17 protein-coding genes and 1 pseudogene are annotated in these 25,495 nt (G+C 61.9%); 7 read left to right on the forward strand and 11 right to left on the reverse strand.

Features of this window, described 5'->3' with window-relative positions; translation table 11 throughout:
- Positions 1-257 precede the first annotated feature (257 nt).
- A complete protein-coding gene (locus CFE428DRAFT_RS11730; protein ID WP_006979751.1) occupies positions 258-1,757 on the reverse strand; it encodes a hypothetical protein in 1,500 nt (499 codons plus the stop codon).
- Positions 1,758-1,955: 198 nt separating this feature from the next.
- Here CFE428DRAFT_RS11730 and CFE428DRAFT_RS11735 point away from each other — a divergent pair, with 198 nt between their 5' ends.
- Positions 1,956-2,792: a helix-turn-helix transcriptional regulator gene (locus tag CFE428DRAFT_RS11735; RefSeq protein ID WP_131989441.1), complete on the forward strand. Its 837-nt coding sequence runs from the start codon at positions 1,956-1,958 to the stop codon at positions 2,790-2,792.
- Positions 2,793-3,039: 247 nt separating this feature from the next.
- On the opposite strand, the gene CFE428DRAFT_RS11740 is transcribed toward CFE428DRAFT_RS11735, so the two are convergent.
- The gene (locus CFE428DRAFT_RS11740) at positions 3,040-3,681 is read right to left on the reverse strand and encodes a M15 family metallopeptidase (RefSeq protein ID WP_006979753.1); all 642 of its coding nucleotides are present in this window, start codon (positions 3,679-3,681) and stop codon (positions 3,040-3,042) included.
- On the reverse strand, positions 3,678-4,301 hold the full coding sequence (locus CFE428DRAFT_RS11745) for a 3-keto-disaccharide hydrolase (protein ID WP_006979754.1): 624 nt from the start codon (positions 4,299-4,301) through the stop codon (positions 3,678-3,680). The genes CFE428DRAFT_RS11740 and CFE428DRAFT_RS11745 overlap by 4 nt, the downstream gene beginning before the upstream one ends.
- 148 nt (positions 4,302-4,449) lie before the next feature.
- On the opposite strand from CFE428DRAFT_RS11745, the gene CFE428DRAFT_RS11750 reads away from it, so the two are divergent.
- Positions 4,450-6,867 carry a c-type cytochrome gene (locus CFE428DRAFT_RS11750; RefSeq protein ID WP_006979755.1) on the forward strand — a complete coding sequence of 806 codons (2,418 nt, stop codon included), beginning with the start codon at positions 4,450-4,452 and terminating at the stop codon, positions 6,865-6,867.
- A gap of 497 nt (positions 6,868-7,364) precedes the next feature.
- Positions 7,365-10,280: a PVC-type heme-binding CxxCH protein gene (locus CFE428DRAFT_RS11755; protein ID WP_131989440.1), complete on the forward strand. Its 2,916-nt coding sequence runs from the start codon at positions 7,365-7,367 to the stop codon at positions 10,278-10,280.
- A gap of 62 nt (positions 10,281-10,342) precedes the next feature.
- Here CFE428DRAFT_RS11755 and CFE428DRAFT_RS11760 read toward each other — a convergent pair whose 3' ends face one another.
- Positions 10,343-11,152 (reverse strand): AraC family transcriptional regulator, encoded by an 810-nt coding sequence (locus tag CFE428DRAFT_RS11760; protein ID WP_006979757.1) that lies wholly within the window; start codon positions 11,150-11,152, stop codon positions 10,343-10,345.
- Between the two features lie 212 nt (positions 11,153-11,364).
- Here CFE428DRAFT_RS11760 and CFE428DRAFT_RS38890 point away from each other — a divergent pair.
- Together CFE428DRAFT_RS38890 and CFE428DRAFT_RS38895 are read left to right on the forward strand one after the other, a co-directional pair.
- Positions 11,365-14,583, forward strand: a pseudogene (locus CFE428DRAFT_RS38890) (PSD1 and planctomycete cytochrome C domain-containing protein); the annotation flags it as partial.
- Between the two features lie 304 nt (positions 14,584-14,887).
- On the forward strand, positions 14,888-16,327 hold the full coding sequence (locus CFE428DRAFT_RS38895) for a DUF1501 domain-containing protein (RefSeq protein WP_042724859.1): 1,440 nt from the start codon (positions 14,888-14,890) through the stop codon (positions 16,325-16,327).
- Positions 16,328-16,378: 51 nt separating this feature from the next.
- Here the strand turns inward: CFE428DRAFT_RS38895 and CFE428DRAFT_RS11775 are convergent, their stop codons facing one another.
- A complete protein-coding gene (locus CFE428DRAFT_RS11775; RefSeq protein ID WP_006979760.1) occupies positions 16,379-17,059 on the reverse strand; it encodes an HAD family hydrolase in 681 nt (226 codons plus the stop codon).
- 207 nt (positions 17,060-17,266) lie between these two features.
- Here CFE428DRAFT_RS11775 and CFE428DRAFT_RS11780 point away from each other — a divergent pair, with 207 nt between their 5' ends.
- Positions 17,267-18,448, forward strand: coding sequence for an MptA/MptB family glycosyltransferase (locus tag CFE428DRAFT_RS11780; RefSeq protein ID WP_006979761.1), 1,182 nt, complete (start codon positions 17,267-17,269; stop codon positions 18,446-18,448).
- 298 nt (positions 18,449-18,746) lie between these two features.
- Here CFE428DRAFT_RS11780 and CFE428DRAFT_RS11785 read toward each other — a convergent pair whose 3' ends face one another.
- On the reverse strand, positions 18,747-19,286 hold the full coding sequence (locus tag CFE428DRAFT_RS11785) for a DUF1802 family protein (protein WP_049975618.1): 540 nt from the start codon (positions 19,284-19,286) through the stop codon (positions 18,747-18,749).
- A 91-nt stretch (positions 19,287-19,377) separates the two neighbouring features.
- On the opposite strand from CFE428DRAFT_RS11785, the gene CFE428DRAFT_RS11790 reads away from it, so the two are divergent.
- Positions 19,378-20,094, forward strand: a complete 717-nt coding sequence (locus CFE428DRAFT_RS11790) for a CehA/McbA family metallohydrolase (RefSeq protein ID WP_006979764.1) — start codon at positions 19,378-19,380, stop codon at positions 20,092-20,094.
- Between the two features lie 126 nt (positions 20,095-20,220).
- On the opposite strand, the gene dltB is transcribed toward CFE428DRAFT_RS11790, so the two are convergent.
- The 5 genes from dltB to dltD all read right to left on the reverse strand — a co-directional run bounded on the left by dltB (position 20,221) and on the right by dltD (position 25,399).
- Complete coding sequence (gene dltB / locus CFE428DRAFT_RS11795) at positions 20,221-21,807, reverse strand: D-alanyl-lipoteichoic acid biosynthesis protein DltB (protein ID WP_006979765.1); 1,587 nt, start codon at positions 21,805-21,807, stop codon at positions 20,221-20,223.
- Positions 21,804-23,663, reverse strand: a complete 1,860-nt coding sequence (dltA, locus tag CFE428DRAFT_RS33475) for a D-alanine--poly(phosphoribitol) ligase subunit DltA (protein ID WP_006979766.1) — start codon at positions 23,661-23,663, stop codon at positions 21,804-21,806. Before dltA ends, dltB begins: the two co-directional genes overlap by 4 nt.
- Before the next feature lie 4 nt (positions 23,664-23,667).
- Positions 23,668-23,811, reverse strand: coding sequence for a teichoic acid D-Ala incorporation-associated protein DltX (locus tag CFE428DRAFT_RS37235; protein ID WP_006979767.1), 144 nt, complete (start codon positions 23,809-23,811; stop codon positions 23,668-23,670).
- A gap of 4 nt (positions 23,812-23,815) precedes the next feature.
- On the reverse strand, positions 23,816-24,061 hold the full coding sequence (dltC, locus tag CFE428DRAFT_RS11805; protein ID WP_006979768.1) for a D-alanine--poly(phosphoribitol) ligase subunit DltC: 246 nt from the start codon (positions 24,059-24,061) through the stop codon (positions 23,816-23,818).
- Between the two features lie 117 nt (positions 24,062-24,178).
- Positions 24,179-25,399 carry a D-alanyl-lipoteichoic acid biosynthesis protein DltD gene (gene dltD, locus CFE428DRAFT_RS11810; protein WP_006979769.1) on the reverse strand — a complete coding sequence of 407 codons (1,221 nt, stop codon included), beginning with the start codon at positions 25,397-25,399 and terminating at the stop codon, positions 24,179-24,181.
- Positions 25,400-25,495: the final 96 nt, after the last annotated feature.

Below are 25,495 nucleotides of genomic sequence, written 5' to 3' on the forward strand. Positions count from 1 at the left end.
TGAGTCGGGGATGACGAAACGGACGACCCAATGGTCGCCGGATACTTGGGGTTTGTCAGCCGACGAAAATCCACCTCCGGCAGTGCGAAAGTGAGTGTCAGGCATGGCGAATCAGCGTGGCCACCGGATGGGCTTCACGGAGGGATGCTCTCCTGCGCCTTCCCCAATTTTAGAGGGCGAAGGCGGTGAGAAGTTTGGGAACGCGCAGGAGCGCATCCCTCCGGGAGTAAAGAGGCAGGATGCCGCTGCCGCTCTTCTCACCACGTGCCCGGATCAGGCACCCAGTCCTTCGGCAGTGGCGTGATCTCGATGGATTGTGAACCAGACGGCGGCTCAGCACCGCCCGGAAGTTCCGTGACCGTGTCAGTGATGAACAGGCGCCCGCTCATTTTCGGTGTGATGCCGGGAGCTGGCGGAAGCAACAGCCGCAGTGTCCGGATCGCTTGTGGCGCCTTTTGGTAAACCGCGACATTGGTCAGCGCCGAGGTGTCGGAAAAGGCATTGAGCTGGCGCACGATGTTCACGCTGGTGGCAAGCCTTGGCCAGTTCGGACGCTCGTAACCGTGCTGATGAATGCTGATCGTGGCTTCGAACGTGAGGATCGCGGAGCCGACGACATAGAACCCGCCGAGCACAGTGCCGATCCGCCATTGGCGCAAGGCGCTCACCCCGAGTAATGCGACCAACACCTGCAACGCAAAGGTGCCGAAATAATACTGCGGAGCGGCCGGAATGCGCATCGCACCGAAGAGAAGCGCTTGCAGGACGACGGCCACCAGCACGACCAGCATGATGCTTTCACGCGCCGTCATCATCTGTTGCTTGCGGACGGCCCGCCACGCGCTGCTGGCAGCGGTCCCGATGCCGAGCCAGGCCAGCGGATAGAACAACATCGCACCCGCTTGCGCGCCCACATGCAGCCACCCCGGAGCGATGAGCGGCGCGAGCTTTTCCAAATAGTCTCCGCCGCACAACAGACGCCCGCCAAGAAACGGCGCCAGCGCCGAAGCGAGATGCGAGCCGCCGCCAGGATACCCCTTCTGCACCGAGCCACTCAAGCGCGCGAAAAGCTGCCCGGCAAATTGAACGAAATAGAATCCATCGAACAAGAGGACGATGGCACCGGCGATGCCCAGCGCCCGGCGATCGCGCCATAGAGCGGTGCGGTGCTGCCAGGCCAGCCAGCCGAGAATGGGCACGGCTAGCGGCAGGGATTGCGGGTGAATCGTCGGCACGAGTACGCTTGTGACCACGCACATCCGCAGCGACCAAGCGCGTTGCGTGCGCAGGAAATCGGCGAAACTCGCGAGGGCCAGCGCGCCCACCGGCATGGCATAACTCGCATCCCACAAGACTCGCTGATAAGCGGCGACGTAAGGCGAAATCAGCACCCCGGCCACAAACCAACCGGGCAGCGAGAGACTGCGGGCCAACCAGAGGAGGGCGAAGCCGGTGATTCCCGCGCAGAGCAGGACGTGCAGCACAACCAGTATGCGGGGATCATGCGTGATGAGTAGGAGGAGTTGGTAGATCTGCGTGGGCAGCGGACCGTAGCGGATGCCGAAGTTGCCGTACAAACCGCCTACGGCAAGTTGGCCGTCGTGATTGGCATGCCACGCATTGGCAATGAGCCGCGGCTCATCCATGAGCCAGGAAACATCGCCCGGCCAAAGCGCGAGGAATACGAGGACGAGCACGACCAATCCCGTTGACAGGAGATCTCGGGATGTCGGTGGAGTCGTGGTTTCTTCGGCCATGAGCGCAGGGTTGCTAGCGGATTGCGGGAGAGGGGGCAACTAACGCTTGCGTTTTGGAATGCGGCGCTGCTGCGCCGCTTTGGGAGCCGGTCGTCGAAGGCGGCGGAGCAGCGTTGCATCAAAAACGCGGTCGCACCGGGTGCGGTCTCAATCCTCGCGCGCGACTTCCCAGTCGCACTATGCATAATGCCCCACCTCATGCCCGCCTCTCTCCCCCTCGTCGAAACTACGGTCGATGGCCCGCGCACCAAACGCTGGGTGCTCGAGGCTGGGGCATGCACGGAACTGGCCGCCTGCCGCATAGCGCGCGTTGGATTGGATGATTGCGCGACGCCTTATGCCCGCATCCGGCTGCGGCCAGCGGGCAGTTTTTTTCTCGAAGCGGTGGAAGGCGAAGGGCGCATTCTGCTCGATGGCCGCTGGCAGCGTTTGCGCGCGGGGGAATTGTCCATGGCACCACCGCGCGGGTTGAATGCCTTTCACGCCGTGCCCGGTCGTCGTTGGGTCATTGCCTGGGTGCGCTGCGAAGAACCGCCGTGGATTCGGCCGCTGGTGGGAGCGGGTTCGCCGGTGCGTCTGCGCGCGGGGAAGGGAGAAATGTCGCGGGTGATTGGCGGCCTGCGCAACGAGTGGGAAGGCGCGCGCGACCCGCGCATGGTGCATCACTGGATCGGCCTGTTGCACGGCTTGCTCCAGCGCTTCGCGCAGCCTTGGCGTGGGCAGGAACGGCTCTGGCGCCTGTGGGAGGAAGTCGGGCGCGAGCCGGCGAAACCGTGGACGCTTTCCATGCTGGCCGCGCGCGTGCATATGAGCTCGGAACATCTCCGGCGGCTTTGCTTGCGTGAACTGGGCCGCACGCCGGTGCAGCAGCTCACTTATCTGCGCATCCAGCGGGCGAAGGATTTGCTCGAGAACAGCGACGACAAGCTCGAGGCGATCGCGCCGGCGGTGGGCTATGTGAGCGCGCTGGTTTTTTCGCGGGCGTTCAAACGGTGGGTCGGTTGCACGCCCTCGGAATATCGCGGGGGGAAGTGAAGCGGGGCGCATCCAAATTCGGTGTCATCCTGAGCGGAGTGTCCCGGTGGAAAAGCGGCGGGACACGGAGTCGAAGGACCCGGCCGCTTCCATCAGCGATTCCCTAGCCACCGGTCTGCGACGCTGCAGTAAAAATCATCATTGGCTGGGAGGTTCTCGCTGGTTGTTCCGCCGGGTCCTTCGACTCCGTGTCCCGCCACCAGACCGCCGGGACACTCCGCTCAGGATGACCGCGGGGAGGAGGGGCTCACGGCAGCTTATCCAATGGCACGTCCAGCGGCGGATGCTTCTTCCAGTCGCGGTAATCGAAGTGCCACCACTCGAAGGGATACGGCAGGAAGCCGTGCTTGATCATCGTCGTCTCGAGCAGCTTTGAATTGCGCGCCGCATCCGCGGGAATGCCTGGCGCATCCCGGTGTGCCTTTTCGGTGAAATCATCGAACGGCGTCGGCATCGGTAATTCCTTCCCGTCGCGATCCACCAGCGTCAGGTCCACGGCCGTGCCGCGGGTGTGGCGGCCGGCATTGATCGCCGGATTGGAAACGTAACGATCGTCGTGCACCAGGTCCCACATGCGTTGCTGCACGGAGAGCGGCCGGTAGGCGTCGAAGATCTTCAATCCGAGCCCTTGCGCGGCGAGGTCGTGTTGCACTTCGCCAAGCGCCTTCGCCGTGTTCCGATGCAGATACGCCTTCGCCACGGGATACAACGTGGCGTGCACGAAGTTATCCGGCGTGGCGTAGCGCAGATCGAAGCGAAAGCCCGCGTCCATCGACGCCAGGTCGACCAGTTCGCGAACGGCCGGTGCCTGCGCATCGCGCACCACCGGTGGCGGCTCCGCCCACGCCGCCAGCGCGGTGATCAGCAGGAGCAGCCAGGCCCGTTTCACGGCAGTTCTTCGATGACGATGTCCTTATACCACGCTTCGGTCTTGCCGTTGCCGTGGACTTGCAGGCCGATGAGCCCGCTCTGCTCGATGCTTTCATCGGGCTCGGTGTAATCGCAGGTCAGCACATCGTTGATCCAGAGCTGGATGTGCCGGCCTTCGCAGCGGATGTGATATTCGTTCCACTCGTCCTTTTTCACCGTCTTGTCCATCAGCGCCTTGTCCGGCGTCACGAGCGCTTTCCGGCGACGCGATTCGTCATACAGCGAGCCGAAGTAGCCATCGCCCATGTCGGCCTGGTAGCCGATCATCTCGAAGTTATTCGGGATGCGCACGCTGCGGAATTGGACGCCCCCATTCACAAAACCCTCGGTGCCGACGAGCTTGAATTTCACGTGCAGGTCGAAGTTCTTGAAGCTCTTCTTCGTGGAGAGAAATTCGTTGTGCGGCACCTTCTCCTGGAGCGAGCCGCCGACGAAAGCGCCGTCGACGATCTTCCAGGTTTTCGCCGTGTCGCCCTCCCAGCCGTCGAAGGTCTTGCCATCGAAGAGGGAAACCGGTGCAGCGTGGGCGAGCACGCTAAGAGTGACGGTCGCAAACAGGGCGGGGAGGAAGGATTTCATGACGGCGAAGCATGAGCGGGCCGTTTCGGCTTGGCGAGAATTTGCGCTCATGGAATTTCGTATCGTTTTTGCACTGGATTTATGTCGGGATCACTCAAGCCCGCGATTACGGAGGCGGTCCACACTCACGTCCTCTCCTTCCCGAACTATGCTGCGTTTCCTCCTCCCTTTCGTCGTCCTCATGGCCGTGGCTTCCGCGGAAGAACTGCCGGTGCATCCGCTGGCGCCGGGTTTCACGGTTCGGGAGTTGCCGGTGAAATTGCCGAATACGAATAATGTGCGCTACGGTCCGGACGGCCGCCTTTACGCGATTTGCTACAACGGTGACATCTACGCGCTGAGCGATACGGATGGCGATGGCCTCGAGGACAAGGCCGAGCTCTGGTGGAACAAGCCGGGCGAACTCATTTGCCCGCTCGGCGCGGCCTTTGGCCCGGATGGCGCGCTCTACGTGGCCAGCCGGGGGCGCGTCTCCGCGCTACGCGATACGCAAAAGAGCGGCAAAGCGGACACTCTCGATATCATCGCGAGCGGATGGCCGGACGAAAAGCATCTCGGGCACGGGCGCGTGGACGCACTGGGCCTCGCTTTCAACAAGGCGGGCGATCTCTTCTTCAGCCTCGGCTGCATGGACTACGCGAATGCCTTCCTGCTCGATAAGGACGGCGTCGCGCATTACGACCGGAAGAATGAGCGCGGGACGATCCTGCGCATGCCTGCCGGGACGAAACAGCGCGAGATCGTCTGCACGGGTATCCGCTTCGCCGTGGGCATGGAGTTCAATGCGGCGGGCGATCTTTTCTGCACCGACCAGGAAGGCGCGACGTGGCTGCCGAATGGCAATCCCTTCGACAAGCTGCTGCACATCGAGACCGGCCGGCACTACGGCTTTCCGCCGAGTCATCCGCGCCATCTGCCGAATGTGGTGAACGAACCGAGCGTGTGGGATTACGCTCCGCAACACCAGTCCACCTGCGGCTTTGCTTTCGATGAGCCGGTGGCCGGTGGGCCGATCTTCGGACCGTCCTCTTGGCGCGGCGATGCCATTGTCACTGGCGAATCGCGCGGCAAGCTCTGGCACACCAAGCTGGTGAAGACAGCGGCGGGTTACGTGGCGCAGACCCAGATCTTCGCCACGCTCGGCATGCTCACCATCGATTGCTGCATTTCACCGCGGGGCGATCTCGTGGTGTGTTGTCACGGGGGCGCGCCGGATTGGGGCACGGGCCCCAGCGGTACGGGACGCATCTTTGTCATTAGTTCTCACGAGCCCGAGTCGCCGCACCCGCTCTTCAGTTTCGCCAGCTCGCCCGGGGAAACGAGCGTGGTTTTCAATCGGCCGCTTGATCCGGCGGGAATGCACGGTCTCGCCGAGCGCGCGAATCTCGAAGTGGGCCGCTACGTTTCGGAGGGCGACCGGTTTGAGTCGTTCCGGCCGGGCTACGCGGTGGTCAAGCGTCAGCAGGCCACGCCACGCGAAAAGCTCGCGGTGTTATCCACGGCGCTCAGTGCGGATCGGCGCGTGCTGGCATTGCGTCACGCGGCTCATCCCCAGGCGGAAAACCGCGCGGTTTGGTTGCCGGACGCCGATCTTGGGGCCACGACCAATGGCGTCGAAGCGATATGGCATTCGCAGGGCCCCGGGGCGGGGTGGAGCGGATGGCTGCCTTCACCTGATCTTCTGGTGTCGCGCGAAATGACCGCATCCAGCGCCACGCACACGGAACTCTTCCATGAGAAACTTTCCACCGCCGGTACCCTGACTCTGCGCGGACAACTCGACCTCGCCCACATGCTGCACCCTCCTTTGCAGCTCGAGGGGAAGCTCGACTACGAACCGGCGCCCGAGCATGTCACTGTTGTCTTCCGCGGCGCCGGCGTGCTGGCGATCAAGACGACCGCCAAGGTCGAGCGCGTGAACGACCATGAGTCGCGAATCACGGTCGATCCGATTACCGGCCAATGGGTGCCGTATGAAATCACGCTGGCCACCGGCAGCGCCACGCCATCGTTGGACGTGAGCTGGTTTACGGCGGAGGACTCCCGTCCGCGCGCGCTCGGGTTGCGCCGCTCGTGGTTGCCGTGGGTGCAACCGCTCAGCGACACCGTCGCCCCGCTCGCGCCGCCTCCGGAAATCGCCGGTGGCGACTGGCAACGCGGCAAGACGGTCTTCTTCGGGCAGGTGGCCCAGTGTTCGCGTTGCCATCAGATTCGCGGCGAAGGTGGCCGCATCGGCCCCGATCTCTCGAATCTCGTGCAACGCGATTATGCCTCCGTCCTCAAGGATGTCGTCGAGCCCAGCGCGGCGATCAATCCCGACCACGTCGCCTACATCGCGACGCTGAAAAATGGCGACGCGGTGATGGGTGTTTTGCAGAAGGACGATCCGCAGGAAATCTCGCTCGGCCTCGCTGATGGCACGACCCGCGCCGTGCGGCGCAGTGACATCGCCAGCCTGGCGGCCTCGCCGGTTTCCCTGATGCCGCCCGGGTTGCTCCTGGCGCTCACCGAGCAGCAGCGAAAGGATTTGTTTACCTTCCTGCTCGGCGCGCCGGCAGCGAAATAATCTTTCGCGATAGAGCCTGTATGCACCTCTATTGAGAGCGACGACCGGCCTACGCCGAAGGCGTTAAATCATCCAGCCCAGGGTTGATGCGACGAAGGAGCAATCTACCCTGGGTAAACCGTGGAAAGTCTCTACCCTGAAAGGGTTGTATCCTTCGTTATGGCGGCCATCCGGATGCAACCCTTGCAGGGTAGGGCCGCGACGAGGCGTACACCCAGGGTAGCTCGTTCCTCGCCACCCTGGGCTGGATGATTTAACGCCTTCGGCGTATCTTAGCCGCGCGCTCGCGGAAGAAGTGCGTAGCGGCCTCTTGGCTCGCGATCGCCGTCGCGATCGAATTTTAATTTAATTTGCTCTATCAGTGTAATCCGGAAAATGTTTGTCGCATTCGCACCGGGATTTTGACGGGAAAAATCAAGCGCGGCTGGCGCGCAGGTGCTTTATTGGACGCAATCAGCAGCAGCGTCTCTTCCCTTTAGCCCCCATCGCCTCGTCTTATGAAACGTCGTCTTCTTTCTCTTTTTAGCACAGCCGTATTGTTGAGCGGAATGACATCCGCAGAGGCGAGCAACGGGCCAATTCATGTGCTCTTCCTCGGCAACGAAGCGGCGGGCAGCCGGCAGCATGTGCACCCGCTGATGCGCGAACTGGGACGCGACGCCATTTGGTTTGAATACACCGATGATGCGAAAACGGTGACGCCGGAGCGGCTGGCAATGTTCGATGCGGTCATCGAGGATGGCGCGTCGGCGCCGGAGCTGGAAACGAAGCCGTTGGTGAAAGTCGATTTTACCGGCGACGGAGCGGCATGGAATGCGCCGGAGTTCATCCAGGGTGTGCGCGAGAAAGTGATCGCCGCCGTGGGCGAAGATCGGCGCAAGGATTGGGAAGCGTTTCTCGCCCAGCGCGAACCGGAAGTGCGCGAGCCGCATCCGCAAGTGGCGAACTACGAGAAGCGGCCGAAGCCGCTCACCTTCCAGCATCCCTTCAGCGTGAAGGGCAGCATCGAGCGCACGCAGGTGCCGGCGGATATGAAGCTGAAGGTCTTCGCCCAGGAGCCGGACATCATGAAGCCGATCGCCTTTGCCTGGGATGAGCGCGGGCGCCTGTGGGTGGCCGAGACACGGGACTATCCACACGGCTACAATCCCGACGGCATCGGCAACGACGACATCAAGATTTGCGAAGACACCGATGGCGATGGCGTGGCGGATAAATTCACCGTCTTCGCCGATCACCTGAATATCCCCACGAGCTTCACCTTCGCGAATGGCGGTATCATCGTGGCGCAGCCGCCACGTTTCCTCTTCCTGAAGTCGAGCAAGGGCGACGACCACGCGGACATCCGCGAAGAGATCTTCACTGGCTGGGGCATCGGTGACACCCACGGCCAGGCGGGCAATCTCCACTACGGCTACGATAACTGGCTCTACGGCAGCGTGGGTTACGATGGGTTCGAGGGACTGGTGCGCGGGAAGAAGGAGAAGTTCACCATGGGGACGTATCGCTTCCGGCCCGATGGCAGCGCGCTGCAGTTCCTGCATCAATTCACCAACAACACCTGGGCGCAGAGCGCGAACCAGTATGGCGACCAATTTGGCGGCACCGCGAATGGCGCGCCGATCTTCTACGGCGGCATCCCGGCCACCATTTCCCCGTCCGGTATGCGGGTGATGACGGCGAAGAAGATCAATCTCGAGGACAAGATCCACACCATCACGCCGAACTTCCGCCAGGTGGACGTCTTCGGTGGATACACCGCGGCCTGCGGCAGCTCGTTCATTTACTCGAAGAATCTGCCGCCGCGCCTGCAGGGCAAGGCGATGGTCTGCGAGCCGACGATGAAGGTGATTACGTTGCAGGATGTGCAACCCGACGGCGCGGGCTATGTGGCGAAGGACGGCTTCAATCTCGTCGCGAGTACGGATGAATGGATGTCGCCGGTCTTCGCGGAAGTCGGACCGGACGGTGCGGTGTGGTTCGCCGACTGGCAGAATTTCATCATCCAGCACAACCCTACGCCGAGCCTGGCGCGCGGTGGTTTCAAGGGCGAGACGGGCCCGGGCGGCGCGCACAAGAACGATCTGCGCGATCATTCCCGCGGACGCATCTATCGCGTGGTGTGGGATCAGGCCAAGCCGGTGAAGCCCTCGCTCGCCAATGCAAGCACGGCTGAACTTGTGAACGCGCTCGGCAACGATACCCAGGATTGGCGGCTCACCGCGCAGCGGTTGCTGGTGGAAGGCAAAAAGACGGATGCCGCCGGCGCGCTGAAGAAGCTCGTTACCGCGAACGACGGCAACATCGCTGCGGTGCATGCGCTGTGGACGCTGCACGGCCTCAACCTGCTCGACGACGCCACGGAAAAGGCCGCACTCAGCGCGAAGGATTCCGGTCTGCGCCGCGACGCGGTGCGCGCCTTGGGCAGCGATGCAAAAGCGAGCGCGCTCTTTTTCGGCGCGGGCGTCATCGGCGATCCCGACCTGCACACGCGCCTCGCTGCGCTGGTGAAGCTCGCGGAATTTCCGACCACGCCGGAGATTAAGACCGTGGTGAAAGGCATCGCGGTCGACCCGGCGGTGAAGGCCGACGAATGGCTCTCGCAGGCGTCGAGGATTCTCGCCCGCGTGCACAAGGTGGAAGTATTCAAGGAAGGGCCGAATCTGCTGCCGAATCCGGGCTTCGAAAAAATCGCCGAAGATGGTCTGCCCGAGGGTTGGACGCGCCGCGATTACGGCCGCAAACCGGGCAATGCGAATGCCGAATGGGCGGCGGTGAGCGGCGAGGGCAAGGTGCACAGTGGCGAGCACGCGGTGCGGGTCATCACGCGTGCCGATGCCGATACCAGCTTGCACGCCGACGTGACGGTGAAGCCGAATACGGACTACAAGCTGAGTGGCTGGGTGAAGGCCCACGGCATTCACGGTAAGGTGAGCATCAACGACAACATCGGCCGCGCTGAAACCGACAAGATCACCCGCGAGAGCGATTGGGTGGAAGTGGAGACCGTTTTCAATAGCGGCCAAAAGACCACCGCGAGCATCAACCTGCTGCACGTGGCGAAAGGCGACGGTTATTGGGATGATGTGAAGCTCGTGGAGGTGACGACGGCAGATACGGAAACCCTGCTCGCCGGCGATTCGAAACGCGGTGAGCAGGTCTTCTACAAGCACCAGGTCGCCTGCATTCTCTGCCACTCCCTGCACGGGCAGGGCAGCACCGTCGGCCCGCCGCTCGACGGCATCGCGACCCGCGCCACGCCGGCTTACATCAAGGAATCCCTGCTCGAGCCGAACAAAGTGCTGGCCAAGGGCTACGAATACCTCGGCACCTCACCGATGCCGCCGATGGGCATCGTCCTCAAGCCGCAGGAATTGGCGGATGTGCAGGCGTTCCTGCAGACGCTGAAGTAGGAAAAATTAAAGGTAGAACATCCAACATCCAATGAAGCAGGCGCACTGCAGGACAAGTTGCCCTATTGGATGTTGGATGTTGGACGTTGGGTGTTGGATGTTTGCCGCAGGCCCTCTGTTCGAGCTGCGCTCGTAGCGGATCGATACTTCTCCCGGTATTCTCGCGGCGAGACGCCCATGTGTTTGCGGAAGTGGCGGGCGAAGGCGCTGTGGTCGCAGAAGCCCGCCGTGAGGGCGATTTCGGTAATGGACTGGCGGGTCTCCAGGAGTTCGTCACAAGCCAGCAGCACGCGCAGGCGCATGAGATAGTGCTTCGGCGTGGTGTGGAAGGTGTCGAAGAACTTTCGCTCGAATTGGCGGACGGAGAGCCCGGCCATGCGGGCGAGCTGGCGCACGGAGATGGGTTCGCCGCTGTGCGCCTTGATGTAGTCCGCCACCGGCGCGAGATCGAGATACGGCTGGAGGGCGCGGCGCGAGCCTTCGTAGCTGCGCACGATGCCGCACACACCGACCACCTCGCCTTCCTCATCGAAGAGCGGCAGCTTGTCGGTGATGAACCATTCCGGCTCGCCCTGCCGGCTGGGGAAGAGCTCCACAATCTGCAGCATCGGCTTCCCGGTGCGCATCACTGCCAGGTCGTCCTCGCGATATTTCGCCGCCATGTGTGGCGGGAAGATTTCGGCGTCCGTTCGCCCGATGAGTTCCTCCTCGGTGACGCAGCCGCAACGTTCCACGAAATGACGGTTGCCAAACATGATTTCGCCCTCGGTGTTTTTGGCAAAAAAGAGCGTACCCGGCAGATGCTCGAAGAGCTGCCGCAGGCCATCGGGGCGCACGTGGCGCAGCCACTCGTAGTGTCGGGCGTTGGACATGGTCACCTCTATTAACCCACATCTGTCGAAACGCTGTGAAGGAAAAGGGGCCGAAATGTCTCCGGAACCGCTTAGTTACGTAATTCCGTATCTTGTGAGACTGCCCGGCAACTCCTAGCGTCCGGGGCCTGCTTTCCAGCGCTCCCGCTATGCCCGTTACCCCTCGAATCCGCACCGGCCTGTGCCTCATCGCGCTCCTTCCGCTTAGTGCCATGCCATTGCGCGCCGAAGATGCGTCGTTGCCGGACAAGATCGATTTCAACCGGGACGTCCGCCCGATCCTTTCGGAGAATTGTTTCAAGTGCCACGGCTTCGACCCGAAGCAGCGCAAGGGCGACCGGCGGCTCGACACCCGCGAGGGCGCGCTGGCGGAAAAGGACGGCGTGCGGGCGATTGTGCCGGGCAAGCTGGACGATAGCGACCTCTCGGCGCGCCTTCATTCCACCGACAAGGACGAGCAAATGCCGCCGCCCAAGAGCGGAAAAAGTGTCACCCCGCGACAGATCGCCGTTCTTGACAAATGGATCGAGCAAGGCGCGGCCTATGACGTGCACTGGGCCTTTAAGAAACCGCTGCAGGCACCGCTCCCCGAGGTGAAGCAGACCGATTGGCCACGCAATGCCATCGACCGCTTCGTTCTCGCGCGCCTGGAAACCGAGGGGCTGAAGCCCGCGCCTGAGGCGGATAAATACACGCTTTGTCGACGGCTCTATCTCGATCTCATCGGCCTGCCGCCCACGCCCGCCGAGGCCGATGCCTTCGTCAATGATCCCGCCCCCGACGCCTACGAAAAGCTGGTCGACCATCTCCTCGCCTCGCCGCACTACGGCGAACGCTGGGCGCGCCGCTGGCTCGACCTCGCCCGTTATGCGGATACCAATGGCTACGAAAAGGACCGTCAACGCAGCATCTGGCCGTATCGCGATTGGGTGATCAAAGCGCTGAACGACGGCATGCCGTTTGACGAATTCACCATCGAGCAAGTGGCCGGCGACCTGTTGCCGCACGCCACGCGCGACCAGCACATCGCCACCGGTTTCAATCGCAATACGATGCTCAATGAGGAGGGCGGCATCGATCCGTTGGAATATCGTTACCTCGCGATGATCGATCGTGTGGGCACGGCGGGTACCACCTGGCTCGGTCTGACCGTGGCCTGCGCGCGCTGCCACACGCACAAGTACGATCCCATCCCGCAGCAGGAATTTTACGGTGTGATGGCCTCGCTCAACAACGCCGATGAGCCGGAGATGGACCTCCCGCCACCCGACGCCGCGGCGCAGGAAAAAGCGCGCGAAGAAAAGCTGGAGAAACTCATCGCGGCTCTGCCGGAGAAATGGCCGGTGGAAAGCAAGTATTGGACGCCCCTGCAACCAGTGAGCGTGGAAACTACCAGCGGCGAAGAGCCCAAAATTCTCGGAGACCATTCCGCGCTCTTTACCCCCCCGGGGCCGGAAAAAGACGACTACACCTTTGTCCTCGACGCCGGTCCGGGACCGATCGGTCAACTCCGCCTCGAAGCGCTGACGGACAAATCGCTGCCAAAGAAAGGCCCGGGTCGCGTGGACCATGGGAATTTTGTCCTGAGCGAGATCGTCGTCACCGCCGCACCGATGGATGCGCCGGAAAAAGCGCAACTGGTGAAGACCGCGCGTGTGGAGGCCGATGTCTCGCAGCCCGGTTTCGAAATTGAAAAGGCCGTCGACGGCGAGGTCGAGACGGGTTGGGCTGTGGATCGACAGGACGGCACGGTGAATGCGCCGCACACCGCGACCTTCCATTTCGAGCAGCCGGTGAGTTTCCCCAGTGGCACGCGACTGGTGGTGCGGCTCGAGCAGCAGTACGGAAAGCATCACACCATCGGTCGCGCGCGCTTTAGCGTGGCCGGTGACCAACCGGAACCGCCGATTGCCGAACAACGCCACGGGGCGTTGGAGGCGGCCTTTGTGAAATGGCGCGAGCACGAGCGGGAGCACTCGGCACACTGGACGACGCTGCATCCGGTGACAGCGAAATCTAATTTACCGCTGCTCACCGTGGGCGACGACGGCGCGGTCTTCGTCAGCGGCGACATGTCGAAGAGCGATACCTACGAACTGCATTTTCATAGCGATTTGAAAGGGATCACCGCCGTGCGTCTGGAGGTGTTGCCCGATGAGCGCCTGCCGAAACATGGGCCGGGCCGCATCTTTTACGAAGGGTCGGCGGGCGATTTCATGCTGAGCAATATCGAGCTGCTCTCCGGTGGCGCCAAGCAGCCTTGGGCCCGGGCGACGCACAGTTTTGCCAAGGAAAAATTCGAGGCCGACAAGGCGATCGACGACAATCTGCAGACCGGTTGGAGCATCGATGGCGGGCAGGGACGCAAGCACGAGGCGGTGTTCAACCTGGCTACGCCCCTGGCGGATGCCGGCGACTTCACGATCAAGATGCTCTTCGAGCGCTACTTCGCCTGCGGGCTGGGCAAGTTCCGCATCTCGGTGACGACCGACCCCAGCGCCGAGGCGCGTGAGATGCCCGACAGCGTCGCCGCGTCGCTCCTGACGCCCTACGAAGAATTGACCGCCGAAGAAAAGGCGGCGCTACGTGAGCAGTTTCTCCTCAACGCGCCCGAGTTGAAGACGGCGCGCAAAGAGATCGATGATTTGCGCAAGCCGATCCAATTCACCACGACGTTGGTGATGCAGGAGCGTCCGCCGGAAAATCCGCGTCCGACCTTTGTCCACAATCGCGGTGAATTCCTGCAGCCGACCGATCGCGTCGAAGCGGGCGTCATTTCCATCGCCGGATCGTTCCCCGCGGGCGCGCCGCACAATCGCCTTGGCTTCGCCCAGTGGCTGGTCTCGCGCGATAACCCGCTCACCGCGCGCGTCATCATGAATCGCGATTGGCAGGCGTTCTTCGGGCGCGGCATCGTGCGCACGCTCGGCGATTTCGGTTACCAGGGCGATCCGCCGTCGCATCCGGAATTGCTCGACTGGCTGGCCGTGGAGTTCATGCAACGCGGTTGGTCGGTGAAGCAGATGCACAAGCTCATCGTCATGAGCGCGACCTACCGGCAATCCTCGCGCGCCACGGCGGAAGAAGTCGCGCACGATCCGGATAACAAACTGCTCGCGCGCGGCCCGCGCTTCCGCATGGAAGCAGAGATGGTGCGCGACTCCGCGCTACGCGACAGCGGTCTGCTTTCGGAGAAAATGGGCGGTCCGAGCGTGCATCCGCCGCAACCGGATGGCGTGACTGAAGTGGCCTACGGCAGTCCGAAGTGGAACGCGGATACCGGAGAGGACCGCTATCGCCGCAGCATCTACACCTTCATGAAGCGTACGGCGCCCTTCGCGCTCTACGCGAATTTCGACGCGCCCACGGGCGAGGATTGCCTCGCGCATCGCGACGTTTCGAATACACCGCTGCAAGCGCTCGCATTACTCAACGATGTCGTCTTCCTCGAAGCCTCGCGCGCCCTCGGCCGCCAGAGCGCGACGGAAGAGGGATCGGTGGAAGACCGGGGTGCGAACGCTATTTCGCCGCTGTCTCACCCGGCCGCCGACCGAGGAGGAAGTCGCATTGCTCGTGAAGTTTTACCACACCCAGAAAGACCGTTTCGCCAACGGCGAGCTCGATGCCGGGGGCGCTCGCGAGGAAGACATCGCCAATGTCGACGAATGCGCCGCGTGGACCGCGCTGGCCCGCGCGATGTGGAATTTCGACGAAGCCATTACCCGGAGCTAAACCATGAATCCGATCCAGCAATACTGCCAGCAAGTCACCCGTCGCCACTTCCTCGAGAAGTGCGGAGTCGGCCTCGGCAAAATGGCCCTGGCCGGCCTGCTCACGGACGCCCTTTCGTCGAACGCCCGGGCGATGTCCGCGCCGAATCCGCTCGCGCCGCGGCAGCCGCATTTTGCGGCGAAAGCCAAGCGGGTGATCCATCTCTTCATGGCCGGTGCGCCGAGCCAGCTCGATCTCTTCGATTACAAGCCGGAGCTGGCGAAACTCGAGGGGAAGCCGTTGCCGCCGTCGGTCATCGGTGGGCAGCGCTATGCATTCATTCGTCCAGATGCCGCGGTGCTCGGGCCGCAATTCCAGTTTGCCCGCCATGGCCAGTGCGGCACGGAGCTTTCCGAGGTGCTGCCGCATCTCGCGGAAATTGTGGATGACATCTGCCTCGTCAAATCAGTGCACACCGACCAGTTCAATCACGCGCCCGCGCAGCTCTTTTTCCAGACGGGTTTCCAGCAGCCCGGGCGACCGTGCCTCGGTTCGTGGGCGCTCTACGGGCTCGGCTCGGAGACGCAGGAGTTGCCGTCGTTCGCCGTGATGAGCACGGGTGCCGGCTTGAGCGGTGGCGCGGCGCTTTACTCGAGCGGGTTCATGCCCACACTGTACTCCGGCGTGCGGTTGCGCACCCAGGGCGATCCCATTCTTGATATCTCCAGTCCCGGCGGTGTGGATGCGAAGTTGCAGCGGGATACGCTCGACCTCGTCGGCGAGTTCAATCGCCAACGGTTGGCCACGGATGGCGATCCGGAGATCGCCACGCGCCTCGCGAATTACGAGATGGCGTTCAAGCTCCAGACCTCCGCGCCGGAGTTGATGGATTTGCAGAGCGAAAGTGCCGAGACGCTGGCGCTGTATGGTTGCGATCCGGCGAAGCCGTCGTTTGCGCGGGCGTGTCTGCTCGCGCGGCGCATGATCGAACGCGGCGTGCGATTCGTGAATATTTTCCACGAAGGCTGGGATGCGCATAGCGATGTCGCGGGGAATTCGAAACGCAACTGCGCCACGACCGATCAGGCGACAGCCGCGCTGGTCAAGGATCTCAAGCAGCGCGGTTTGCTCGAGGATACGCTGGTGATCTGGGGCGGGGAATTCGGACGCACGCCGATGGTGGAGACGAACCCGGCGCTCGGTCGCGCGCTCGGGCGAGATCATCATCCGCAGGCCTTCACCATGTGGATGGCCGGTGGTGGCATCAAGCCGGGCATCTCCTACGGCGCGACGGATGACATGGGTTTCCACATCGTCGAGAACGCCGTGGATGTGCACGATATCCAGGCCACGATCCTGCATCTACTCGGCTTCGATCACGAGCGCCTGACCTACCGCTTCCAAGGCCGCGATTTCCGGCTCACGGACGTGCACGGCAAGGTCGTGAAGGAGTTGCTGGCGTAGTTTTTGGACCGATTTTTGCGGTGGAGCTGGAGGGCACCGGGAGAGCGTTTCCTATCCGAAAATCTTCAAGACCGACGGCACGTCGCTCAGATCGGTGAAAAGAAAATCCGGCCCCAGCGTACCGAGCTCGGCCGCGGTGAATTTCCCGGTCGCGATGGCCACAGCCTTCGCACCGATGGCGCGGGCGCAGGTGATGTCGTGCGGCGTATCGCCGAGCACGAAGATACGCTCAGGCGGAAATTCGATACCGTGTCTTTCCTTCGCCCGCTGCCGGGCGAAATGGCCGAGCTGATTGCGATCGTGATGGTCATCGGCGTACGCGCCGAACTCGAAGTAGTGCCACACCCCGTAGTGGGTGAGCTTGATCTCGGCGCCGCGGGCGAGATTTCCAGTGAGCAGGGCGAGGACAATGTCAGGGCGCGGCTTGAGCGCTTCGAGCAGTGTGACAATGCCGGGCAGGAGATGGCCGGGCGAGGTGGGCAGTTCCTCGGGAAGAAATTGCAGGTAGCCGTCGAAGAACGCGGTGAGATTTTCGGGCGTCTCCGGCAGGCCGTGATAGGCGAGCATCTGGCGCGCGATGCCGGAATCGGTGCGGCCGGCGATCTCGACTTTGGCGAGGTCATCCTCGATGCCAAAGCGCGCCTGAAAGCCCCGGCGCAAGGCCCGCTCGCCGGCTCCGCCGGAGGTGAGCAGCGTTCCATCGATATCGAAGAGGAGGAGTTTCTTTTCCAAGGGGCGAAAATGTGCGCGGGGGATGGGGCGATGGCAAGGACGGTCGGGTTAATCTCTTAATCTTAATCGTAATCTTACTCTTAATCCTCCCGGTAATCGCGCGGATGGAGATTAAGATTACGAGTAAGATTAAGATTAGGAATTGTCGTCATTGGCGGGATGGGCGTCGCAAACGGGGCACATCCCCTGCTTGAATCCGGACCACCCATGAAATCCCGCGTCATCGTGCTCCTGCTCGCCCTCGCTGCGCTGGCGGCCAAGATTTATTGCGCCACGACGACGATCGGCACCTCCGACGTGGTCTTCTTCTACAAATTCGCCGGGACCATTCATGCGCACGGCTTGCTGGCCATGTACCAGGCCACGCAATTCTTCAATCACACGCCGCTCGTCGGGTGGTTTTCGGAAGCGGTTTTCGCCCTCAGTCACGGCGATCGCCACGCGTTCGCTTTCTATCTGCGCCTGCCGGCCATATTCGCAGACTTCCTGGGCGTGATCGCGCTGCTGTGGTTCCAGGAAAAGACCGGGCGGCCGAATGGCTGGGCGTTGGCGATCTACGCCGCGAGCCCGGTGGCCTTCATGGTTTCCGGCTATCACGGCAATGTGGATTCGGTGATGGCGTTCGGCGTATTGCTCGCCGCTCTAGCCTGTGTGCTGGAGCGTCCGGCACTCTGCGGCCTGTGCCTTGGTTTTGCCTGCAATATCAAAATCATCCCGCTCATCCTCGTGCCGGCGTTTTTCTTTTTCTGGTGGCATCGAAAGCAGGCCTGGCGGTTTGCGATTCCTTCGGCGCTGACGGTGCTGATCGGCTGGTCGTATCCGCTGTTCACCATCCCCACGGTCTTCCTTAAGGATGTGCTCGGTTACGGTAGCTTTTGGGGCGTGTGGGGGATTACCTACGCGCTGCGGCTCACCGGAAATCCGGCGTTGAGCAGCCTGACCTTTGATACGCCCACGCCCGCTCAATCCGCCATCATCACCGGTTTGAAAGTGCTCATCGTGCTCCTCGCGCTCTTCGTGGCGTGGCGCCGGCGCAAGATGGAGCCGCTGGCGATTTTCCAGACGCTCGCCTTGATCTGGGCGGTGTTCTTTGTTTTCGCGCCGGGGTTTGGCGCGCAATACCTCGCGTGGCTCATGCCGTGTTTCCTCCTCGCAAATGAACGCTGGTTTGTGTGGCTCACCGGGGCGAGCAGCGTGGCGCTATTTGTTTTCTACAATGCAATCTCGAACGGCATGCCTTGGAACCAAGGGTTCACGGTGCACAAGATTGCCGATCAATGGACGCCCGCGCTGGTTCTGCCGTGGCTCGTGCTCACGGCGTTTCTGGTCTGGCAAGTGCGGGTGGCGATGGCGAAACCGTTGATGCACTTGGAGACGCAGGTGGGATAAGCAGTGCTCCCGTTTTCGACGGCGACACCTATGACTTCAACGCAGAGGACGCAGCGCGGCGAAGCCGCAACCAAAAGGGGAGCCACGAACATGCGAAAAGACAGGGAAGGGAAAGTGACCCGCGAATCACCCGAATGACGCGAATGATCTGCCCTCATTCGTGTTATTTGCGTGATTCGCGGGCCAAAAATTCTACGCGTCGTGCGGACATTTTCATGGTTGGCACCGCGGAGAACGCAGAGGAAAGGCATTGACCCTCCTTCCCAAGCAGGAGCTTAGGAATGAGCTGCGGGAGAAATCAAAGCACCGCCCGAATTTCCTTCTCGTGCGCGCTGTGGGTAGCGTCGTTGAGAATGGGGATCAACGAAGTGTCTTCCGGTAGATCAGGGACTTCGATCCACGAACGGCAGCCACCGTACTTCGGCAGATCGGGGAAGACCAGCGGTTGGCTGAGGCGATGGACGCGGACGAAAGCGAGACTCACGCCCGGTTCGTCATCCTGCCGATAACGTTTCTCGATCTCCGCTTCGGTCCAAAGGTGGAATGGGGCGAACGCTTTTACCTTTTCCCAATCGGTGATGGCGCGTGTCCACTCGACATGCACGGCGAAGCTCACCTCGTGCTGGCCATCCTCGCGGGCTTTGGGCAACGGGGTGGCCAGCGGCAGTTTCAGCTTGGCGACCTGCTCGTGAAAGAGCGTGGGGAAGAGCAGAAAATCGGCGTGCTTGAAGCGAAAGCCATCGCGACCCTCGGCGATGCCACCTTTGCGGATGATGATGCTTTGATCACCACGGCCGAGGGCTTCACAAATGAGGGTCCATTCTTTAAAGGCGAACATGGCAAAATTAAGGAGGGCGAAGAACATGCACGCCAGTGCGATTTCACGCCATTTTTCTTTCGCCCATTAAAATCCCACCTCATCCTTGCGCATGGCCTACAACATCGATCTGCATTGCCATTCGTGGTATTCGGGCGACGGCGTGAGCAGCCCGGAGTCGCTGATCGCTTCCGCGCGCAAAAAGGGGCTGCACGGTTTTGCCCTCACCGACCACAATACTTCGGATGGCTGCCGTTACATGCTCGACAAAGGTCTGGTGCGCGAGGACGGCCAACCGGTGGACGATTTCCTGATCATTCCCGGCGTCGAAGTGACGACGGCGGAAGGCCACCTGCTGTGTCTCGGCGTGATCCTGCCGTATTTGAAAGGCACGCCGGCGGCGGAGGTTTGCAAGATCGTGCACGAGATGGGTGGCCTGGCGATTCCGCCGCATCCCTACGATATGTTCCGCGCCGGCATCCGGCAGTCGGTGCTCGATGTGCTGGATATCGATGGGCTCGAGGTTTTCAACGCGGCGACCACGTTGAAGCGTTACAATGCGCAAGCCTTCGAGTACGCGACGATGAAGAAATTGCCGATGACCGCGGGCAGCGACGCGCACCACGAGTCGGCGATCGGCACGGCTTACACCATTCTGCACACCGACGATTTTTCGGTGAAGGGCATCCTCGGCCAGATCAGCAAGGGCACCGAGCTAAACCAGCGCTACATGTCACCGAAAGATGCGCTGCGCAAGACGTGGAATAACTGGTTGCGCTTGCGTCGCCGGCGGGTGCACAAGCCGCCGACCGAGCGCGGGAATAGCTGAGTACAGCGGCGGCCGATGACCATCGGCGGATGGGAGTAATAGGAAGAATAGGAGATATAGGATTCCTATTTTTCTTCCCCTGTCATCCGACGGTCGCAGACAGACCGTCGCTACAAATCAATCCACTCAGCGTGGTGTCGGGACAGGAGTCGCCGGTGGAGGTGTTGGCGTCGCCGTGGGGTTTGCGCCTTCCTTCTCGGGCGTGTTGCAGCTGACCTTGTAAAGATTCTCGGGAATGTCCGGCCCGGAGATGACTCGGGGCGGAGGACCGACGAGGACAGGCATGACCCAGTGTTCTTTGCCATCGTGCACGCTCTTGGGCAGGGCGAAGTGGAAACCGTAGCGGCCATTGCCCATGCCGCGCTCGACCAGGTCGTCGCGCAATTCGTTCGCCGTCACCCGGCCGATCGTGCGGCCATCCATGGAGATATCCAGCACTGCGGGCGTTTTCGGCGTATTGCGATTCCAGACGTAACCGGCGATTTCCTGGCAGGTCAGCTTGTCGACCACTTCTTCGCGTTCAGGCAGTGGCTTGGGTTCGAAACGGCCGGAGAAGAGCAGCAGGCCGAAAGCGATGACATGGAAGGTGATGAGGATGTTGACCCACTTCCACACGGGGCCTTCCAGGAGCTTCCGTGTTTTGTTCCAGCGCGCGAACCAATCGTAACCGCAGAGCAACGCCGCATGGTAGATGCCGTAGAGCCAATAGTACCAGTGCGGGCCGTGCCACACGCCCATGAGGCCAAAGGTCAGGAAGAGGCCGACGTAGGACGCGGTGTGCTTGCTCTTGAACCATTTGCCCTTCGCTGCCGCGAGCAGGAAGCGCATGTAGATGTGATCGCGGAACCAGAACGACAGCGAGATGTGCCAGCGCGTCCAGAAGTCCCGGATGTTCGGCGAGAGGAAGGGCTTGTTGAAATTTTCGACCGTGTGAATGCCGAGCAGATAGCTGATCGAAATGGCGAAGGCGCTGTAACCCGCAAAGTCGAAGAACAGGTAGAACGTGTAAGCATACATGTAGCCCACGACGTGCGCCGCGCCGCCGACGCTCCATGGCTCGACGAAGTACTTAAAGATCAGCGAGGCGATGATGAACTTGTAGAGAAAGCCGCGGAACAGCCGCTGGATGGCGTGGTCCAGGTCGTTGAGAAATTCCTCGCGATTGCGGGTACGCTGCCAGTCTTGCGAGAAGCGGCGGAAGCGATCGATGGGCCCCTCGGAAATCGTCGGAAAGAAAAACAGGAAGCCGATGTAAGTGATCGGTGGGACGGAGGTGACGACGCGGTCGCGGATGCTGAAGACGACATCCAGCGCCCGGAAGGTCACATAGGAAATACCGAGGAAGGCGATCTCAGTGTGCGGAGTGAAGGGCGGGACGTACTTCGCGAGTGCGACCGGTAGCGTGGCCAGCGTGAGGGCGAGCGGAAAGGCGCCGCGGAATTTAAAGCGCAGAAAGGCGATCGCGATCAGCCATTGCCAGCCGAGGAAGATGAGGGCGATCCAGACTTCCTTCAGCGCAAAGCCGGCCCAGATCTCGTGCGATTTCTGAAGCTGCAGCGTGCCGATGATGACGGTGACAAACAGCGCCCAACGCGAATTCGCGCGGCCGAAGAGCCCGAGCAGGATCGCCGGCACGGCAACATAGATCAGGAGCAGCCCGAAATAGGTGAAGTTGCCAAACGGCTCGAGGAAGGCGTTGGTCTCTGGATTCACCGCAGGTGCTCCGCGAGTTTACGTCGATCCGCCTTGCCGTTGGCCGTCATCGGGAAAGCATCCAGAAACCAGAATTTACGCGGCACCATGTAGACGGGCAGGCGTTCGCCGAGTTGTTTCTTGAGCTGGAGAGAGATCTCGAAGTCCGAACCGGTGCCGCGTTCGCGCAGTACGACGAAGCCGGCGAGCGAATCCGGTTTGCCATTCTTCTCGGCGACCAGCACGACGGCGTCGGAGATTTGCGGCAGGTTGCGCAGGTGCGATTCGATGTCGCCGATCTCGATGCGATAGCCGTGCAGCTTGATCTGGCCATCCATGCGGCCCTCGAAAAAGATGAGGCCGCCGCGGGTGCGTCCCCAATCGCCGGTGCGATAGGCGCGCGTTCCATCGGTGGCGAAGAAGGCTTTCTCCGTGAGATCGGGCCGGCCGAGATAGCCGGGGCTGACATTCGGACCGATGATGACGATTTCGCCGCGCTCACCCTCGGGCACCGTGGCGCGCTGCTCGTCCATGATGGCGATGCGGGTACCGGGCATGACCGCGCCGACGGGGAGCGGCGAGTGCTGCGCGATGACCTCGCGTGTCACGAGAATGGACGTAGTCGCCACCGTCGCTTCGGTGGGGCCGTAGGTGTTCCAGACTTCGGCGTTGGGGAAGCGATCGAGCAACTGCGCCGCGGTTTCCGGCGCGAGCGTTTCGCCGCAGAACCAAAAACGGCGGATGTTCGGGAGCATCGCCGGGCCGAAGCTTTTTTCCACCAGGCACATCTGGGCAAAGGACGGCGTGGAGACCCACGTCGTGATGCCGGAGTTCGCGAAATTTTGGTAGAGCACCTTGGGATTCGCGATGGCTTCCTTGGTCACGCTAAAGAGCGTGCCGCCGCTGGCCAGGCTCGAGTAAAGATCCATGACCGAGAGGTCGAACGAGAACGGCGCCTGGTTGAGGAAGGTCTCGTTCAACTCGGGGAACTTTTGCTCGCCGAGCGTCCAGGTGACGAAGGTGGTGAGGCAGTTGAGTGTGATGACCACGCCCTTGGGTTCGCCGGTGCTGCCGGAGGTGAAGATGATGTAGTAAGGATCGTCGCCAGAGACGGGCGTGGGCATGCCCCCCCTTTTCCCTGGCCGGCGACGCTTCATCGCCTCCGCGGCGATCAGGCCCAGGACGCGCCCGAACTCTTGCGGGGATAGCAGCAGTTCCAAATCTTCGCCTACTTGAATGTCGGCTTTGAGCGTCGTCGCAAGTTCGAATCCGATCTCGTTTTCCTCGTTCTCCACCGTTTCCACGACCCTGAACTTCGCGGACAGCTTCACCTCGTCCGACGTCGGATCGATCCCGGCGCCAGAATCCCTGGCTGCGCCGACCAGCTCGCCGGTCGCCCCCCGGGCGGCTTTACGGAGCGCCGCAAGCATCGCTTCGCGTCCCTCGGGCGTGAGCGGGTGCTCGGAGTGGACTGGAAAGCTGAAGCAATGCGGGCCGTCGCCGGAGACGGGCGGCGGCTGTGCGGTGGATCCTGGCTCGGCTAACGCCTCGCGCACTGCCGCCGGAGTCAGCGTGAGCGCCGCATTCGCATTCTGGACGATCCGCTCGATGCGCTGGGGCGGGATGGAGAGATCGATCGGCACGTAAGGGTGCCCGCTTTTCACCGCGCCGAGGAAGGCGACGAGCATCTCGTTCTCCTTGTGGCCGATCACCGCGATCGGCGCGCGATTGTCGCCGAGCTTTTCCGTGAGCCACGCGGCGAGCGCGTCGGATTGGGATTTCAGTTCACCGTAAGTGAGGGTGCGCCCTTCGCTGATATGCGCGGCGCGTTCCGGAGCGATCTCGCCCCAATGGTCGATGCGTGCGAGCAGGTCCACGACTTTAGAAACCCTGGTAGACAAAGGGCGGTGTGGAGAAATCCCCGCGCCCGTAGAGATAGATCAGTGCCACGATGATGCCCAGGTAGTAAAAGACCAGCAGCGTCTGGTGCACGGCCGGACGTTGGAAAAAGGGTGGCACCTGCATGGGCTCAGCTCGCGAGGCGTTGCTCTACGTCGGCGATGAGGAGCCGGGGCGTCGCCCACTTTTCGCGCTCGAATTCCGCCGGCGAAATCTCGATGCCAAACTCCTCGGAGATGGCCACCATGAGGTCAACGGTCTTCATGGAATCGAGCACCTGCGAGTCGTAAAGTGGCAGGTCGAGATTGCGCTCGACCTCATCCGTCTCGGCGACGTTTTTCAGGACTTCGAGCAGTCGGGTGGAAGTAGTGGACATGAGGAATGGAAATGGTGAGTAGCGGTCTGTTTCACCCGGCACTCGGTGAAAATATAAGTTTGCCCGGGCGATCTTTCGAGAGTTTTTGCCGTGGGAGGCTCAGTAGGGACACGGCGGTCAGTCCTCGCGCTCGTGGTAAAAATCGTCGAGCGCCTTGTTGTAGTAGAGCCAGCCCTGGGGGCTGAGATGGTCGAGAAAATCGACGAGGAAGGCGGGATCTTTCTCGTGTTCGCGGAAGTCGAGAAGCTGGACATCATAGCGCGCCGCGGTTTCGTCCAACCGGCGCAAATACGCCGTCCGGGCCGCGGGCGAAACGCCGTAGACTTCGAGTCGGATGTCTTCCACCGGCATGCTCAGGAGCAGCGGCCGGGCGCCGAGTTCGCCGAAGGTGCGCAGGAGCAGTTCCAGGTCGGTCCATTCCTTCGCGCTTTTCACTGCCTTGACGAAATTCTGGGTCTGCACGGCCGTGGTCAGGTGCGCGCTGGCATAGCGCTGCCGCCGGCGGGTCACCTCGTTGCGCTTGGCCTGCAAGGAGGCGTTGTTCACCGCAAATTGGGCGGCGCGCTTCACCAGCGTATTCCAGTTAAGCGCACGCAGACCGCGACGCGACGGCCGGTTCAATTTCGCGTCTTCATCGAGGATATGCAGCGTGGCTTCAAAGTGATCCTGCGCGCGGCCGACCGCGTTCTGTAATTCACCCAGCGGCCAGATGGCATCGTAGAGGAAGCGATCCGCCGGGCTGTTGCCGGCCAGTCGCTGCAGGGCAAACTCGAGCAGCCACTCGTTTTCCAGCGTCTTCGGGTAGTCGAGCATCCGGCGGGCGATGTCGTGCTTCAGGCCGTGGCTCAGGTCACTGCTGAAGGCGAGCTCGTAAGCCTGCAAGTGCGAGAAATTGCCCTCGTACCACTTCGGGTCGAATACCGCAGTGAAAAACCACCCCGGCGACATGGAAAAGGCAACCTTCTTGCCGGCGATGTCCTTGCCCACGGCGGCGACCTTCTGGAGCACCGCCAGCGAGGTGGTGCCCGGCTGGCCGACGGGGAAGACGCGGAAGCCGGTGGGATAATCCTGGAAGAATTGTGACGCGTTGTTCGGCATCTCCTTGGCCAGCTCCGAGCTGCCGTAGAGGACGAGCAAGTCCGGCTGGGCGAAGGCTTTCTTTTGCAGGACAACGCCGTGCAACTTGACTTCGGAAAGATCGGGGGCCAGCGCGTGGACGTAGCGCTTCTCGATTCGATTGCAATAGAAGACGCCGGCCAGCAGCGCGATCAGGGCGATGACTGATGCGATGGAGGCCGCGATGAGATGGCTTCTCTGGGCGGGGGATCCAGCTTTCACGGGGACGCCAATAATGGGCTGAATCGACCGATTCTCAAGGTGAATAAACGATTTCCGGGCGACGCGGGCCGCAAAGCCTGATGGCAGGCTGATCTA

The organism is Chthoniobacter flavus Ellin428, assembly GCF_000173075.1.
Classification (GTDB): Bacteria; Verrucomicrobiota; Verrucomicrobiia; order Chthoniobacterales; family Chthoniobacteraceae; genus Chthoniobacter; species Chthoniobacter flavus.

Excerpts from the sequence above, each read along its gene's own strand:
- CFE428DRAFT_RS11780 (WP_006979761.1), top strand. The coding sequence starts at position 17,267 with ATGAAATCCCGCGTCATCGTGCTCCTGCTCGCCCTCGCTGCGCTGGCG.
- CFE428DRAFT_RS37235 (WP_006979767.1), bottom strand. The coding sequence starts at position 23,811 with ATGCAGGTGCCACCCTTTTTCCAACGTCCGGCCGTGCACCAGACGCTG.
- CFE428DRAFT_RS38895 (WP_042724859.1), top strand. The coding sequence starts at position 14,888 with ATGAATCCGATCCAGCAATACTGCCAGCAAGTCACCCGTCGCCACTTC.
- CFE428DRAFT_RS11785 (WP_049975618.1), bottom strand. The coding sequence starts at position 19,286 with ATGTTCGCCTTTAAAGAATGGACCCTCATTTGTGAAGCCCTCGGCCGT.
- CFE428DRAFT_RS11735 (WP_131989441.1), top strand. The coding sequence starts at position 1,956 with ATGCCCGCCTCTCTCCCCCTCGTCGAAACTACGGTCGATGGCCCGCGC.
- CFE428DRAFT_RS11750 (WP_006979755.1), top strand. The coding sequence starts at position 4,450 with ATGCTGCGTTTCCTCCTCCCTTTCGTCGTCCTCATGGCCGTGGCTTCC.
- CFE428DRAFT_RS11745 (WP_006979754.1), bottom strand. The coding sequence starts at position 4,301 with ATGAAATCCTTCCTCCCCGCCCTGTTTGCGACCGTCACTCTTAGCGTG.
- CFE428DRAFT_RS11760 (WP_006979757.1), bottom strand. The coding sequence starts at position 11,152 with ATGTCCAACGCCCGACACTACGAGTGGCTGCGCCACGTGCGCCCCGAT.
- dltC (WP_006979768.1), bottom strand. The coding sequence starts at position 24,061 with ATGTCCACTACTTCCACCCGACTGCTCGAAGTCCTGAAAAACGTCGCC.
- CFE428DRAFT_RS11755 (WP_131989440.1), top strand. The coding sequence starts at position 7,365 with ATGAAACGTCGTCTTCTTTCTCTTTTTAGCACAGCCGTATTGTTGAGC.
- CFE428DRAFT_RS11790 (WP_006979764.1), top strand. The coding sequence starts at position 19,378 with ATGGCCTACAACATCGATCTGCATTGCCATTCGTGGTATTCGGGCGAC.
- CFE428DRAFT_RS11730 (WP_006979751.1), bottom strand. The coding sequence starts at position 1,757 with ATGGCCGAAGAAACCACGACTCCACCGACATCCCGAGATCTCCTGTCA.